A 12,736-nucleotide genomic window follows, 5' to 3' on the forward strand; every position below is an offset into this window, starting at 1 on the left:
GGCTTGCCCACCTGCGTGGTGGGGGAGCACCACGCCGGCCTGCCCATCGAACAGGACCTGCCGATCGTGCTGGACAGCCGGGAGCACGCCTTCCTGGGGAACACCCTGGGGAGGGAGGCGTCCCGGAGCTTCGACGGCCTGGAGGCATTCGCGGTCTAATGGGGGGATGGTCCTCCACCTGCCCCCCCTGTATCCCATCACCGACCCCCGGTCGCCCGTGCCCCTATCCACCCAGATCCTGAACCTGGGCGAAGCCGGCTTTCCCCTTGTGCAGTTCCGGGGCAAGCCCCTGGACGCCGCCGCCCAATGGACGGAACTGCGGGCCGCCCTGGCTGGCGCCGCGGAGCGGGGCGGGTGGCCGGCCATCTGCGTCAACGACCGCGCCGACCTGGCGGTGCTGGCCGCCGCCGAGGGACTGGCGCCCTGGGGGCTGCACCTGGGACAGACGGACCTGCCGCCCGCGGAGGCCCTGCGCCTGCCGGGCCTGGGGGCCTGCCACCTCGGCGCCTCCACCCACGGACCCGGGGAGTGGAACGCCCCGGACCCCGCCTTCGACCACGCCGGCGTCGGGCCCTTCCGCCCCACGTCCACCAAGGGCGACCACGAGCCCCCCGTGGGGCTCCAGGGCCTCCGGGAAGGCGCCTCCGCCCTGCGGACCCGGGGGGTGGCCCCGGTGGCCATCGGGGGCCTCACGGGCGTGGACGCCTCCGCCTGCTTCGGCGCCGGGGCGGAGGCGCTGGCCATGGTGGGGGAGATCAGCCGCAGCGGCAATCCCCGCGAGCTCCTGTGGGCGGCCCAGGCGGCGCGGTGGGCGGCGCGGCCGGTCCTGGAGCGGGGGCGGGGCGTCGTCATCATCGGGGGCAGCGGGGCGGGGAAGTCCACCCTGGCCCGGGCCCTGGCCAGGCGCCTGGGCCTGCCGGCCCGGGATTCGGACCGGGAGATCGGCGGGTCCATCCCGGACCTCTTCCGGGAGCGGGGCGAGGCGGGCTTCCGGCTCCTGGAGGCCGAGAGCGTCGCCCGGTGCCTCGAGCGCCCCTGCGTGGCCGCCCTGGGCGGGGGCGCCTGGGAGGACCCGGCCACCCGGCGGCGCGTGCGCGAGGCGGGCTTCACGGCCCTGTGGCTGGCGGAGGTGCCGGCCCTGGCGTGGGCCCGGGTGGGGGGAGACCCCGACCGGCCCCTGGCGGCCGAGCGCGAGGCGTTCCTGGGCCGCTACCGTCGGCGGACCGCCGCCTGGTGGGAGGCTCCCATGGTGTTGCCCCTGGGGCGGACTCCTGGCGAACTGGCTGACGAGCTTGTAAAAAAAGATGGGTGCACCTATCCGTGACAATTTCGCTCCCGCATTGGGGTAACCTTTAAATCGTCAATTCCTTACTCCCAATTCGCGCCTCCGGCTCCGGGTCTGCCCCGGTTTTCAGGAAATCTGCGACACTACGGCAGCACTAGACTCCCATGGACCTGATCCTCTCCGACATCCACTCGAATCTGCACGCGCTGCGGATCGTTTTGCGCTATGCAAAAAAGCGCAGCATCGAACGCTTCGTCCTGCTGGGCGATCTGGTGGGCTACGGAGCCAACCCCAACGAGACCCTGGACCTCATCCGCCAATTGGAGCCCCGGGTGCTGGTGCGCGGCAACCACGACCGGGCCTGCATCACCCCGGGGTCCGACAACGCCTTCAGCCTCCCCGCGCGCATGGCGGTGAGCTGGACCCGGGGGCAGCTCTCCGAGGAGAACGCCTGGTTCCTCGAGAACATCCCCATGGGGCCGCTGACGCTGGAAGCGGGCTACACCATCGCCCACGGCAGCCCCCTGGACGAGGACGACTACCTGCTGCATCCCCGGGAGGCCCTGGCGGCCTTCGACGGCTTTCCCGGTCAGGTGTGCTTTTTCGGGCACACCCACCTGCCCGGGGCCTACGAGCTGGATGACCCGGCCCAGCGCCTCACGTTCGTCACCTTCGAAGCGGGCACCTGGTTCCAGCTGCGGGAGGGCTGCAAGTACCTGATCAATCCCGGGTCCGTGGGCCAGCCCCGGGACCGCGACCCGAGGCTCTCCTTCATGACCTACGATCCCCTGCATCGCCGGGTCAAGCTCCACCGCCTGGACTACGACCACGCCGGCGCGTCCCGGGCCATCCTGGCCGCGGGCCTCCACAGCAACCTCGCCGAACGCCTGCACCACGGAATCTGAGGCACCCCCATGAAAGCCCCGCAATCCCTCGATCAGCACCTGGAAGCCATCCTCAAGAAGGCGAAGAAATCCGGAACCTCGGCCAGCCTGCGGGCGGAAGGCGCCGTGAAGATGCTCGGGCATCTGCATGTGCGCAGCCTGGAGACGGGCACCTCCATCCAGCTGGAGGGCCTCAAGCTCAGGGACATCCTGCCCCCCGCGGGCACCGCCGTCACCCTCACCCTCATCCAGGGCGACGAGGTGATCTCCATCCGCACCCGGCTCCTGGAACCCATCCTCACCGAGTCCGAGCCCAAGCTCCCCCCCGTGCTCCAGGCCGCGTGGCCCACGGAACCCCTGGAGATCCACCCCCGGCGCGAGGTGCGCGTGGCCACCCCGGACCTGCCCCCCCTGGAGGCCACCATCCTCTGGCAGGGCCAGCGGCTCGAGGCCAAGCTGCTGAACCTCACGGACATGGGCATGGGTCTCGGCTTCAAGGACGCGCTCACCTTCGCCTACCACGACCAGCTCGAGGTGGTCACGAACCTCCCCGGCAACGAGGTGCTCACGGTCTCCGGCGACGTGCGCCACTCCGAGGCCCTGGAGGGCGACGAGCTGCCGACCCGGGTGGGTCTGGTGCTGGTGGACCTGCCCCCCGAGACCCGCGAGGTCCTGCAGCGGTTCATCCAGGCCCGGCGGATGGACCGGTCCACCTCCATGAGGGGGCACTGAGCCCCTTTCTTGAACCTTGAAATTTATAAATAATAAATTCCGGTTGCGAAATTCTATTTTGAATTTATTTTGAGACGACTTCTCAGAGCCAAGGAGCAAACATGACGCGATTCCGTCGTGCAGGTATCGTCTGCGCCACCGCCCTCCTGGCGAGCGCCCTGATGAATTGCGGAGGAAGTTCCAGCTCATCCCCGGCCGCCCCCCCGCCGCCTCCGTCGGTCAGCCTGGCAGGCGTCTGGGCCGCCACGGACACCCGGAACACCACCTACCATGTGCTGGTTCTTCCCACGTCCTTCACCTTCCGCAGCCTGGATTCGAACATGCTCCAGGGCTCCGGGAAATTCACCCTGAGCGGGAGCGCCCTGGGCGGGACCATCACCGTCTTCCCCACCGCGGCCCTCGTCGCCATCGGATACCCGGTCCAGCAGGGCACCATCAGCGGGACCGGCTCGGCCTCGGCGATCACGGACACCATCACCCTGGCCGCGGGCACGGCCACCACGTCGCTGACGCCGGACACCCCGAACAACGGGACGGTCCAGCTCTCCGCCCTGGCGGGCACGTATGCGGCCGACGCAGCCAACACCGCCTCCTCCGCCGGCGGCACCCTGACCCTTGCCGCCGATGGCAGCCTGACGGGGTCGGACCCGGCCGGGACCCTCACCGGCACGTTCCAGCAGGTGGCCCCGGGCGTGAACGCGTTCAACGTGGCGATCACCTACACCCCCGCGGGCGCAGCGCCCAAGGCCTACGCCGGTCTGGCGTTCTACCGGCCGGGGACCGGTCCTTCGATCGTGCTCATGACCGACAACGGCACGGGGCAGCTGGCAGGGATCTTCACCAAGGTTCCGTAATATTTAATAACCATCAAACCTGCGTCCGTTTGCTCTTTTTGCCCGCTCAAAAGGGGTTAAAAAATAATGTGCCTTGCATTGCGGAAATAAATTAATAATTTATTATTGGTCTTGCCTGCAACCCATGGAGGACGGCAATGACCTTGACTAGATTTCCCCTGGGCGCCCTGTCCCTGGCGCTCGTTAGCCTGATCGGATGCGGCGGAACGAGGAACCTCCCCGCTCCCACCCTGGGGAACATGGGCGGGATCTATTCCGGTAAGGACGCGGCCGGCAGGCTCCACTACGCCTTGATCAAGGCGGGCGACGGGACCTTCAGCTGGCTGGCCACCGACCGCAGCCTGGTCTACGGGACGTTCGATCTGAACGGCAGCATGGTGGAGGGCCAGGCCTTTGCTTTCGCGCCTGGCGCGCCCGACGTCCAGGGGGCCCCCAACCGCTTGACGCTCGGCGGAGGCGCCTCCGCGGGCGCCATCAGCCTCACGGCCACCGACGGCGCCGGCGCCGCGATGTCGGCCGCCTTCAACCTGGAGCCGGACTCCAACGGGACCACCGCGCTCAAGGACCTGGCGGGCACCTACACCGCCTCCGCGCAGGACGCCTCCAATGGAACCGGTGCGACGGTCCACATCGGGGAGAACGGCACCCTTTCCGGAGGGGACTCGGCCTTGGGCTCCCTTTCGGGCACGGTGACGCAGCCCGTGGCCGGGACAAACGGGTTCAACGTGGCGTTCACCTATACGCCCTACGATGCCGCGGACGGGTCCGCCATGACGTTCACCGGGGTGGCCTTCCGTCTCAAGGGCGCGAGGACCGGCCTCGCCCTGATGACCCAGTCGGGGGTTTCGCAGTTCTCCGGCATCTTCGCGTCGGTGCCTGATCCCACCGCCGCCCGCACCGGGGCCAGGTAGCTACTTCTTCCGGTTCTCCTCGGCGCGCCGGGCGGCGTCGTCCCGCTCGGCCTGGGAGGGCTTGCCCCAGACGATGCGGTTGGGCTTGGCCTTGAGGATCTCCAGGAGCTCCTCGGTGGACCGGAGGTTCCGGTCCAGGGCCTTGAGGGCCGCGTCGGCGCCGGGGCCCGCCGTCTTCAGGAGGGCGCGGGCCTCCTTGGCGAGTTCGCCGGATTCCCGGAGGGTGACCGCCAGGTGCGCCACGATGGCGTCCAGGTCCCCGGAGCGCTTGTCCAGGAGGCCCTGGACGGTGGCGAGGCTCTTGTCCAGGTTCACCAGGCTGCGGTCGGCCACGGCCATGGAGGCGTCGCCGTGCCGGGCCAGGGCCTGGCCCTCCAGGGCCAGCCTGCGGAACTCCAGGAGGGTCTCGTCCAGGTCGGCCAGCACCTTGGCGATCCTCGGGCTGTCCAGCACGGCCCCGGCGCCCTTGGCCTTGAACGGGCCGCGCAGGTCGGTGACGGCGCCGTCCAGGTTGGCGATGAGGTGGCTGGCGTCCTCCAGGAGGGTGGCCAGGGACGCGCTGGCGGCGCCGCGCAGGGTGGCGCCGGGCTGGAGCGCCGCGAGGCGCAGGGGGGGCTCGGGCAGCTGCAGGTCCACGAAGGAGCCGCCCAGGGGCTTGGCCACCACCACGGCGCGGGTGCCCTGCCACAGGACGATGTCGGTTCGCAGGCCGAGGGTCGCCAGGAACCGGTACTCCACGCCGTCGCGCTGCAGGCGGATCCCCTTCACCTGGCCCACCCGCAGGCCCTGGAGCTGGACCTCCGTGCCCTCCGACAGGTCCGAGGCGGTCTCCAGGGCCACCTGGTACGGGGTCTCCTTGGTGAGGATGGCCGTGAGGCTGCGGTGGAAGAGGAATCCGGCGAACACCGCCAGGGCCAGGAACACCAGCAGGCCGATCTTGGCGTCGTCCTTTTCGAGCTTCATGGGGTCCTCCCGGCCGTGAGGCGTCCGTCTTCGATGCGCAGCTCCGCTCCCAGGTCACCCATCCAGTCGTCCCCCACCAGGACGAGGGTGGTCTCCGGATCCCGGGCCGCCCATTCCAGCATGGCGTGGGCGGCCCGGCGGCTGCCGGCGTCCAGGCCCCCCGCGGGCCGGTCCACGAGCCAGAGCTTCGAGCCCTTGGCGCCGGCCCGGGCCAGGGCCGCCATCCAGCTGGCCCGGTCCGCGGGGATGCGCGGCCTCGCGGCGGCGGACCGCTCCAGCCCGGCCCGCTCCAGCCAGCGCATGGCCTCCTCGCGGGCCTCGTCCCGCCCGGCTTTTCGCGCGAACCGCAAGGGCAGGGCCACGTTGTCCAGGAGGGTCAGGTTCACGGCGAGCCCGCCGTCGGTGGGCACCCAGCCCAGGTCGCCGGAATTGATGTAGGGGTGGCTCAAGGCGTCCACGTCGACCTCGGCGCCGTCCAGCAGCACCCGGCCCGCCTGGGGCCGGGCCAGGCCCGAGCAGAGCCTCAGCAGGGCGGTGGCCCCGGTTCCCAGGCCGCCCTGGAGGTGCCACCGCGCGCCCTTCTCCAGGCGCCAGTCGAGCCCCTCGAACACCATGCGCCCGTCGGGGGACGCCAGGGAGACCCCTTCCAGGGCGAGGAGCGGCTCAGGCATAGATCAGCACCGACAGGAAGGCGCCCGCCAGCAGCAGGATCGCCAGGGAGCCCACGGCGGCCTTCGTGACGGCCTGGGGGATCTCGGTGGTGCTCACCCTCACCCGCAGGCCGAAGGACGTGCACAGCAGCGGGATGGCGGTGCCGAACACGAGGGCCTTGCACAGGGTCGCCGCCAGCTCCCGGGGGCCCACGGCCCGCACCAGGGCGTCGGCGAAGGCCGAGAACGACAGCGGCAGCCGGAGCCAGGCCACCAGGAATCCGCCCATGAGGGCCACCGTGTCGAAGTAGATGATCAGGGCGAAGAGCGAGATGATGCCGCCCAGGAGCCGGGGAACGAGGAGGTACTGCACCGGGTCCACCCCGTTGAGGTAGAGGGCGTCGATCTCCCCGCTGAGCTGGCGGGAGGCCATCTCGGTGGCGATGGCCGTGCCGCTGCGGCTGATGACCACGATGCCCACCAGAAGCGGCCCCAGCTCGCGGATGACCAGCTGGGCGAGGATCTGGCAGATGTAGTTCTCCATGCCGAAGCCCGAGAGCTGTCCGAAGACCTGCAGCAGCGTGATCCCGCCGATCAGCAGGGCCGCCAGGGTGCAGAGGGGCAGGGCGTCCAGGGCCGTGAACCGGATCTGGGTGCGGGTCACTTCCAGCACCACGCGCACCTGCTCGCCCCGCAGGCGCAGGACCCCCTTCACGCAGGCGATGAAAAGCCAGGCGAGCGAGCCTACCTGGGCGAAGGCCGACCGGATGTTTCCCCCGAGACCGCGGGCGGCCTCCCCGGGCAGCGCGAGCAGCCTGAACGCGGGACCTTCGGATTCCATGCAATCACCCTACCAAGTCCAGGCACGGTAAGCTAATGGGATGGCGACACAAAGCTGGAAATTCACGGTAGACCCCGCCGAGGAGGGCATGAGGCTGGACCAGCTGGTCTCGGCCCATACCGGCCTCAGCCGCAGGAAGGCCCGGGAGGTGCTCCAGCTCGGGGGCGTCCAGGCCCACCGCAAGCGCATCAAGGTGGCCTCCAAGCAGCTGAGGCCCGGGACCGAAGTGGCGGTGTCCCTGGACGACTCGCTGGGCCAGCCCCTGGACCTGGTCGTCCCCGTTCTATTCGAGGACGACTTCCTCCTGGTGGTGGACAAGCCCGCGGGCATGGCCTCCCAGGGCACCCAGGCCTCGGACCTGCACGACCTCACCGCCCTCCTGCAGCGGCAGCGCCCCGGGCAGTTCCTGGCCCTCCAGCACCGCCTGGACCAGGGCACCTCGGGCATCCTGGTCATCGCCAAGGACCCCTCCGCCCACCTGGGCACGCAGTTCCAGGCCCGGACCATCGGGAAGACCTACCTGGCCCGGGTATCCCGGCACCTGGAGCCCTGCACGGTGGACCTGCCCATCGGCCGCGTGCGCGGATCCAGGCCGGCGCGCTTCGGCTGCACCGGGGACCTGCTGGATCCGAGGCCTTCGGTCACGGACTTCCGCCCGGCCACGGCGGAGGAGACCGGGGGCTTCCTCCCCGGCTTCTGGGTGGTGGCCACCCCGCACACCGGGCGCACCCACCAGATAAGGGTCCACCTCTCCCACCTGGGGGCGCCGGTCTACGGCGACGGCCTCTACTTCGGCGAGAAGTCCGACCACCTGTGGCTCCACGCCTGGAAGCTCTCCATCGAGCACCCCATCACCGGCGCGCGCATGGACCTGGTGGCGCCTCCCGGGCGGTTCCTGGGGGACCCTGCGTGATCCGGACGCCCCTGGTCTTCAACCCGCTGTCGGGGCACGGCCGGATGGACCCCGCCGCGCTCCTGGCCCGGCTCCCCCGGGAGGTCCGGGACCGCCTGGAACCGGTGCCCCTGGAACTTCCCTTCGACTACGAGCCCTGGATCCGCCAGGCCCTGGCCGCGGGGGGGCCGCTCCTCGTGTGGGGCGGCGACGGCACCCTCCACCACGCCGGCGCCGCCCTGTCCGGGCTGGGCCTGCCGGTGCCCCTGGGCGCGATCCCGGGCGGTTCGGGCAACGGCATCGTCCGGGGCCTGCGCACGCCCCTGGACCCCGCCGGCGCCGTCCTGAGGCTCCTGGAGGGCCGGGACCTGGCCATGGACCTGGGGCGCCTGGACGGCGCGCCCTTCCTGAACCTCTGCGGCACCGGCTTCGAGGCCGAGGTGGCCCTGGCCTTCGACCAGGCCCACGGCCGCGGCTTCAGGACCTACGCGCGCAACTGCGTGGCCCTCTGGAAGAACCACAAGGACGTGGGCCTGCGCTGGGAGGCCGACCTTCCGGCGCAGGAGGCCGCGGGCCGCATGGACAAGCTCAGGGCAGCCTGGAGGGGCCCCGAGCCCGAGCTGCCGGCTTCCGCCTGGAGCCTGTGCTTCGCCAACCTGCCCCAGTACGGCTCCGGCCTCTGGATCGCGTCCGGCGCGCACCCCGCCGACGGAATGCTCAGCTGGGTCCGGCTCAAGCGCCCCGGCGTGCTCGATATCCTGGCCGAGGTGCCCCAGCTGTTCCGGGAGGGGGGGCGCACCCCCCTGCGTCAGGAGGGCCGCCTCCTGCGGGCCGTGGTGCGCCTGGACCGGCCCTGCCCCTGGCATATGGACGGCGAGCCGGCGCCCGGAAGGGATCGGGCGGAGATCACGGTGGAGAAGGGGGCCTTCCCCATGCGGGTGACGGCGGATTGTCCGTTCTAGACATCATGAGTTGACCCATCCCACACCAAGCTTAAACCGCGTTGCTTGAGGTGGGACGGGTCCTAGGGATGCGGCGTGATCGCGAGGATCGTGATCACGTCCTTGCCTGGCCCGTAGTGCCAGAAGATGCGGTAGGCGGCGGGGGTGCGGTTCTCGGCGTAGGCCTCGAAGACCTTCTCCCCGCCGGGACCCGTGAGAGAGGAATACGCGTGGGTGTTCAATCCCTTGTGGCGAGGGTCCACCTCCAGGATGCCCAGGGCCTTCCTGACGGCCTTGAGACGCTTCGAAAGCCCTTTGTCCCTTTCCAGATCCGATAAGTTCGAATCGGCTTCAGCCGTGAATCTCAGCCTGGTCACTCATCGGGCTCCTGCGCGTGCTTGGCGAAACTGCCGCGCTCCACGATGCGTCCTTCCGCGGAATCCTTCAATCCCTTCTGGACGGCCTTCATGGCCTCGGGGTTGTTCCAGAGCCACGCCTCGATGGCCGGCACCTCGACCTGCGGCTCGAGGATGATCCGGCCCTTGCCGTCCCGGTAGGCCTTGAAACTGCTCGCGCCGGCGGCGAGGCTGCCGAGGGTGATGCGGCCCTTGCTGTCGGGACGGAGCGACTTCCTGGGTTCAGTGACGGCCATTGCCACCCTCCGGGAAAAGTATGGGTCAGGTGGGATACCGTCGCAAGTGGGAATACCCACTTTCCCACTTCGCTACCAGCCCTCCGTCTGCCGCAGTGCCTCGTACAGCCCCACCGCCGCCGCCTGCGCCAAGTTCAGGCTCCGGTGGAACTCCCCCCGCATGGGGATCTTCACCAGCCGCTCGGGATGGGCTTCGATGATCTCTGGCGGCAGGCCGACCGTCTCCCGGCCGAACACGAGGCCGTCGCCGTCCTGCCACCTCACGTCGGTGTGGCGGCGGTCGCCCTTGGTGCTGAAGAACCACAGCCGCATCTCCGGCTCCGCGGCCAGGAAGGCCTCCCAGGAGGCGTGGTGGGTGGGGTTCAGCCGCTCCCAGTAGTCCAGGCCCGCGCGGCGCAGGTAGTAGTCCGAGGTGTCGAAGCCCAGGGGGTGGACGAGGTGGAGCCGGGTGTCGGTGGACACGCAGAGGCGGCCGATGCTGCCGGTGTTCTGGGGGATTTCCGGCTGGTGCAGGACGATGTGGAAGGGCACGGGGTCAACCTTTCGATACCTCCGATCATAATCCGGGCAAAATACAGGGCAACCGGGAGCCACCATGTCCGACCCCAACTGCATCTTCTGCAAGATCGCCGCCAGGCAGATCCCCGCCTCCTTCGTGCACGAGGACGAGGACGTGCTGGCCTTCCGGGACATCTCGCCCCAGGCGCCGACCCACATCGTGATCATCCCGCGGGTCCACCTCTCCGGCCTCAACGACCTCACGCCGGACCTGGCGCCCCTCATGGGGAAGATCGGGCTCGTCGCGAAGAAGCTGGCCGACGATGAAGGACGCGTGGCCTCGGGGTGGCGCCTGGTGTCCAACGCCGGCCCCGACGCGGGACAGACGGTGTTCCACCTGCACTTCCACCTCCTCGGCGGCCGGCCCATGGCCGGAAAGATGGTCTAGCCATGTTCAACCCCCCGCATCCCCTGACCTACGTCGACGCCGTCCGGGCCTTCCTGAGGGAGGACTGGGGCACCCAGGACTGGACCACGGCCTCGGTTCCGGACCGGCCCATGGAGGCGCGGGTGGTGGCCAAGGAACGGCTGGTCCTGGCGGGGCTGCCGGTGGCCGCGGAGGTCTTCCGGGCCGTGGATCCGGCGCTGAAGATCGTTCCCGGGGCCCAGGACGGCGACGCGGTGGAGCCCGGGGCCGTCGTGATGCGCATCGAGGGGTCCAGCCGGGCCATCCTCATGGCCGAGCGGGTGATGCTCAACCTCCTGCAGCGCCTGTCGGGCACGGCGACCCTCACGCGCGCCTTCGTGGACGCCGTGGCCGGTACCGGGGCCCGCATCCTGGACACCCGCAAGACCACGCCCGGCCTCAAGCTGCTGGAGAAGTACGCCGTGCGCTGCGGGGGCGGGTTCAACCACCGCCTCACCCTGGGGGACGGCGTCCTGCTCAAGGAGAACCACATCGCCGCAGCCGGGGGCATCCGCGGGGCCGTGGAGCAGGCCCGGAGCGCGGCCCCCAACCTCGTGCGCATCGAGGTGGAGGCCGAGACCCTGGAGCAGCTTGCCGAATGCCTCGCGACGCCCGGCGTGGACGGGGTGCTCCTGGACCACATGACCCTCGCGCAGATGGCCGAGGCCGTGATCCTGCGGGGCGGGAGCCGGGTCTTCCTGGAGGCCAGCGGGAACCTCGGCCTGGACCGGGCCCGGGCCGTGGCGGAGACGGGGGTGGACTTCCTGAGCGTGGGCGCCCTCACCCACAGCGCGCCGTCGGTGGACCTGAGCCTCAGGTTCTAGTGTAGGCCGCCAGAAATACCTGTAACGCCAATACAGCTCGTCGCATCCAAGCGGCAGGTGAGAACTTTGGCGCAAGTGGGGCGAGTTGATCTAACTGTGGAGCAATTCAGACGCCTTGAGGTAATGGCGCGGAGCCGGACCTTGCCTGCGCGCAGCGTCCTGCGGGCCAAGATTGTTCTTCATCGAGCTTCTGGCGAGTCCTTTCGTGACATCGGCCAGGCTTTGGGCTGTGATCATCGGACTGCTTGGCAATGCCTCAAGCGATGGGAGGAAGCGGGCTTCGATGGCCTCGAGAGGGAACGCCCAGGTCGAGGCCGGAAGTCTTGGGTGATTGCTTTGAAGGGGCAAGAGGTGCTCCATAAGACGACGCAGGAACAGCCCGTCAATGCCACGCACTGGAGCCGGGCCTCCATGGCGCAGGCCACCGGGGTGAGCGAGAGCACGGTGGGACGCATTTGGCGTCAGAATGGCCTCAAGCCGCACCGCACCGTTGGTTTCAAGTTAAGCAACGATCCTCATTTCGAAGAGAAGTTGGTGGACATCGTGGCCCTGTATCTGGACCCTCCGGAGCATGCCATCGTGCTGAGCGTAGATGAGAAGAGCCAGATTCAGGCCCTGGACCGGACTCAGCCTGGCCTACCGATGAAGAAGGGTCGCTGCGGCACCATGACGCACGACTACAAGCGCAATGGAACGACCACCCTCTTTGCGGCCATGAACACGCTGGATGGTACGGTGATCTCGGCCACGATGCCACGTCATCGCCATGAGGAGTGGCTGAAGTTCCTCAAGCGGCTTGAGCGGGGTACGTCGAAGCGACTCGCTCTGCACATCATTTGCGACAACTACGCCACCCACAAACATCCGGCGGTCAAAAGCTGGTTGAAAGGCCATTCGAGGGTCCACGTTCACTTCACCCCCACCAGTTCATCGTGGTTGAACATGGTGGAGCGATTTTTCCGGGACATCACGGAGAACCGCATCCGAAGGGGTATTTTCAGAGCCGTCCCGGAACTCGAAGCAGCGATCCACACCTATATCGCGAGACACAATGCCGCTCCGAAACCATTTGTTTGGACCGCGTCCGCGAACGATATCCTCGCCAAGATGACACGAGCACGGCAGGCCCTCGCGGCCATTCGGACGGCCTCTGCCAAGGGTTGACGGCGAACCTGCCTTTTTCTTTTCCTCGGTATCCTCGGCCTCCTCGGCGCCTCGGCGATGGCTTTCTCAAGTATCAGTCGGAGCAAAGATTACATGCGCCGAAGCACCCGTCGAAAAGCCCATCGCCGAGGCGCCGAGGAGGCCGAGGATACCGAGGAAAGAATTCTGGCCTGAACGTC

Annotated in this window: 17 protein-coding genes; 11 read left to right on the forward strand and 6 right to left on the reverse strand. The window is 69.1% G+C overall.

Features of this window, described 5'->3' with window-relative positions; genetic code table 11:
• Positions 1-3 precede the first annotated feature (3 nt).
• From ACZ5MC_RS09585 to ACZ5MC_RS09610, 6 genes are all read left to right on the forward strand, one after another.
• Positions 4-159 (forward strand): hypothetical protein, encoded by a 156-nt coding sequence (locus ACZ5MC_RS09585; protein WP_306600112.1) that lies wholly within the window; start codon positions 4-6, stop codon positions 157-159.
• Between the two features lie 7 nt (positions 160-166).
• Positions 167-1,324, forward strand: a complete 1,158-nt coding sequence (locus tag ACZ5MC_RS09590) for a thiamine phosphate synthase (RefSeq protein WP_464517623.1) — start codon at positions 167-169, stop codon at positions 1,322-1,324.
• A gap of 125 nt (positions 1,325-1,449) precedes the next feature.
• The gene (locus ACZ5MC_RS09595; RefSeq protein WP_306600114.1) at positions 1,450-2,190 is read left to right on the forward strand and encodes a metallophosphoesterase family protein; all 741 of its coding nucleotides are present in this window, start codon (positions 1,450-1,452) and stop codon (positions 2,188-2,190) included.
• A gap of 9 nt (positions 2,191-2,199) precedes the next feature.
• Positions 2,200-2,901 (forward strand): flagellar brake protein, encoded by a 702-nt coding sequence (locus ACZ5MC_RS09600; protein ID WP_306600115.1) that lies wholly within the window; start codon positions 2,200-2,202, stop codon positions 2,899-2,901.
• 101 nt (positions 2,902-3,002) lie between these two features.
• Entirely contained in the window at positions 3,003-3,755 is a 753-nt protein-coding gene (locus tag ACZ5MC_RS09605) for a hypothetical protein (protein ID WP_464517624.1), read from the forward strand.
• 137 nt (positions 3,756-3,892) lie between these two features.
• Entirely contained in the window at positions 3,893-4,666 is a 774-nt protein-coding gene (locus tag ACZ5MC_RS09610) for a hypothetical protein (RefSeq protein ID WP_464517625.1), read from the forward strand.
• Here ACZ5MC_RS09610 and ACZ5MC_RS09615 read toward each other — a convergent pair whose 3' ends face one another.
• The 3 genes from ACZ5MC_RS09615 to ACZ5MC_RS09625 are packed head-to-tail and all read right to left on the reverse strand — an operon-like array spanning position 4,667 to position 7,120.
• Positions 4,667-5,629, reverse strand: a complete 963-nt coding sequence (locus ACZ5MC_RS09615; protein ID WP_306600119.1) for an MlaD family protein — start codon at positions 5,627-5,629, stop codon at positions 4,667-4,669.
• The gene (locus tag ACZ5MC_RS09620; protein ID WP_306600120.1) at positions 5,626-6,300 is read right to left on the reverse strand and encodes an ATP-binding cassette domain-containing protein; all 675 of its coding nucleotides are present in this window, start codon (positions 6,298-6,300) and stop codon (positions 5,626-5,628) included. The genes ACZ5MC_RS09615 and ACZ5MC_RS09620 overlap by 4 nt, the downstream gene beginning before the upstream one ends.
• Positions 6,293-7,120 (reverse strand): MlaE family ABC transporter permease, encoded by an 828-nt coding sequence (locus ACZ5MC_RS09625; RefSeq protein WP_306600121.1) that lies wholly within the window; start codon positions 7,118-7,120, stop codon positions 6,293-6,295. Before ACZ5MC_RS09625 ends, ACZ5MC_RS09620 begins: the two co-directional genes overlap by 8 nt.
• 88 nt (positions 7,121-7,208) lie before the next feature.
• Between ACZ5MC_RS09625 and ACZ5MC_RS09630 the strand changes: the two genes are divergently transcribed.
• Together ACZ5MC_RS09630 and ACZ5MC_RS09635 are read left to right on the forward strand one after the other, a co-directional pair.
• Positions 7,209-8,033: an RluA family pseudouridine synthase gene (locus ACZ5MC_RS09630; protein WP_464517626.1), complete on the forward strand. Its 825-nt coding sequence runs from the start codon at positions 7,209-7,211 to the stop codon at positions 8,031-8,033.
• Positions 8,030-8,974: a diacylglycerol/lipid kinase family protein gene (locus ACZ5MC_RS09635; RefSeq protein WP_464517627.1), complete on the forward strand. Its 945-nt coding sequence runs from the start codon at positions 8,030-8,032 to the stop codon at positions 8,972-8,974. Before ACZ5MC_RS09630 ends, ACZ5MC_RS09635 begins: the two co-directional genes overlap by 4 nt.
• A gap of 62 nt (positions 8,975-9,036) precedes the next feature.
• Here the strand turns inward: ACZ5MC_RS09635 and ACZ5MC_RS09640 are convergent, their stop codons facing one another.
• The 3 genes from ACZ5MC_RS09640 to ACZ5MC_RS09650 form a co-directional block, all read right to left on the reverse strand.
• Positions 9,037-9,330, reverse strand: a complete 294-nt coding sequence (locus ACZ5MC_RS09640; RefSeq protein WP_306600124.1) for a hypothetical protein — start codon at positions 9,328-9,330, stop codon at positions 9,037-9,039.
• Positions 9,327-9,605 (reverse strand): hypothetical protein, encoded by a 279-nt coding sequence (locus ACZ5MC_RS09645; RefSeq protein WP_306600125.1) that lies wholly within the window; start codon positions 9,603-9,605, stop codon positions 9,327-9,329. The genes ACZ5MC_RS09640 and ACZ5MC_RS09645 overlap by 4 nt, the downstream gene beginning before the upstream one ends.
• Positions 9,606-9,677: 72 nt before the next feature.
• Entirely contained in the window at positions 9,678-10,136 is a 459-nt protein-coding gene (locus ACZ5MC_RS09650; RefSeq protein WP_306600126.1) for a tRNA (cytidine(34)-2'-O)-methyltransferase, read from the reverse strand.
• A 64-nt stretch (positions 10,137-10,200) separates the two neighbouring features.
• Between ACZ5MC_RS09650 and ACZ5MC_RS09655 the strand changes: the two genes are divergently transcribed.
• The 3 genes from ACZ5MC_RS09655 (at position 10,201) to ACZ5MC_RS09665 (ending at position 12,557) form a co-directional block, all read left to right on the forward strand.
• The gene (locus ACZ5MC_RS09655) at positions 10,201-10,551 is read left to right on the forward strand and encodes a histidine triad nucleotide-binding protein (protein WP_464517628.1); all 351 of its coding nucleotides are present in this window, start codon (positions 10,201-10,203) and stop codon (positions 10,549-10,551) included.
• 2 nt (positions 10,552-10,553) lie between these two features.
• Positions 10,554-11,393 carry a carboxylating nicotinate-nucleotide diphosphorylase gene (gene nadC, locus ACZ5MC_RS09660; RefSeq protein WP_306600128.1) on the forward strand — a complete coding sequence of 280 codons (840 nt, stop codon included), beginning with the start codon at positions 10,554-10,556 and terminating at the stop codon, positions 11,391-11,393.
• Between the two features lie 123 nt (positions 11,394-11,516).
• Positions 11,517-12,557: an IS630 family transposase gene (locus ACZ5MC_RS09665; protein WP_464517629.1), complete on the forward strand. Its 1,041-nt coding sequence runs from the start codon at positions 11,517-11,519 to the stop codon at positions 12,555-12,557.
• The last annotated feature ends 179 nt before the right edge of the window (positions 12,558-12,736 follow it).

Source organism: Mesoterricola sp. JemC181 (assembly GCF_055384585.1).

What these genes read in the sequence shown, in the direction of transcription:
- ACZ5MC_RS09590 (WP_464517623.1), top strand. Translation starts at nt 167, where the DNA reads ATGGTCCTCCACCTGCCCCCCCTGTATCCCATCACCGACCCCCGGTCG.
- ACZ5MC_RS09595 (WP_306600114.1), top strand. Translation starts at nt 1,450, where the DNA reads ATGGACCTGATCCTCTCCGACATCCACTCGAATCTGCACGCGCTGCGG.
- ACZ5MC_RS09600 (WP_306600115.1), top strand. Translation starts at nt 2,200, where the DNA reads ATGAAAGCCCCGCAATCCCTCGATCAGCACCTGGAAGCCATCCTCAAG.
- ACZ5MC_RS09605 (WP_464517624.1), top strand. Translation starts at nt 3,003, where the DNA reads ATGACGCGATTCCGTCGTGCAGGTATCGTCTGCGCCACCGCCCTCCTG.
- ACZ5MC_RS09610 (WP_464517625.1), top strand. Translation starts at nt 3,893, where the DNA reads ATGACCTTGACTAGATTTCCCCTGGGCGCCCTGTCCCTGGCGCTCGTT.
- ACZ5MC_RS09615 (WP_306600119.1), bottom strand. Translation starts at nt 5,629, where the DNA reads ATGAAGCTCGAAAAGGACGACGCCAAGATCGGCCTGCTGGTGTTCCTG.
- ACZ5MC_RS09620 (WP_306600120.1), bottom strand. Translation starts at nt 6,300, where the DNA reads ATGCCTGAGCCGCTCCTCGCCCTGGAAGGGGTCTCCCTGGCGTCCCCC.
- ACZ5MC_RS09625 (WP_306600121.1), bottom strand. Translation starts at nt 7,120, where the DNA reads ATGGAATCCGAAGGTCCCGCGTTCAGGCTGCTCGCGCTGCCCGGGGAG.
- ACZ5MC_RS09630 (WP_464517626.1), top strand. Translation starts at nt 7,209, where the DNA reads ATGAGGCTGGACCAGCTGGTCTCGGCCCATACCGGCCTCAGCCGCAGG.
- ACZ5MC_RS09645 (WP_306600125.1), bottom strand. Translation starts at nt 9,605, where the DNA reads ATGGCCGTCACTGAACCCAGGAAGTCGCTCCGTCCCGACAGCAAGGGC.
- ACZ5MC_RS09655 (WP_464517628.1), top strand. Translation starts at nt 10,201, where the DNA reads ATGTCCGACCCCAACTGCATCTTCTGCAAGATCGCCGCCAGGCAGATC.
- nadC (WP_306600128.1), top strand. Translation starts at nt 10,554, where the DNA reads ATGTTCAACCCCCCGCATCCCCTGACCTACGTCGACGCCGTCCGGGCC.
- ACZ5MC_RS09665 (WP_464517629.1), top strand. Translation starts at nt 11,517, where the DNA reads ATGGCGCGGAGCCGGACCTTGCCTGCGCGCAGCGTCCTGCGGGCCAAG.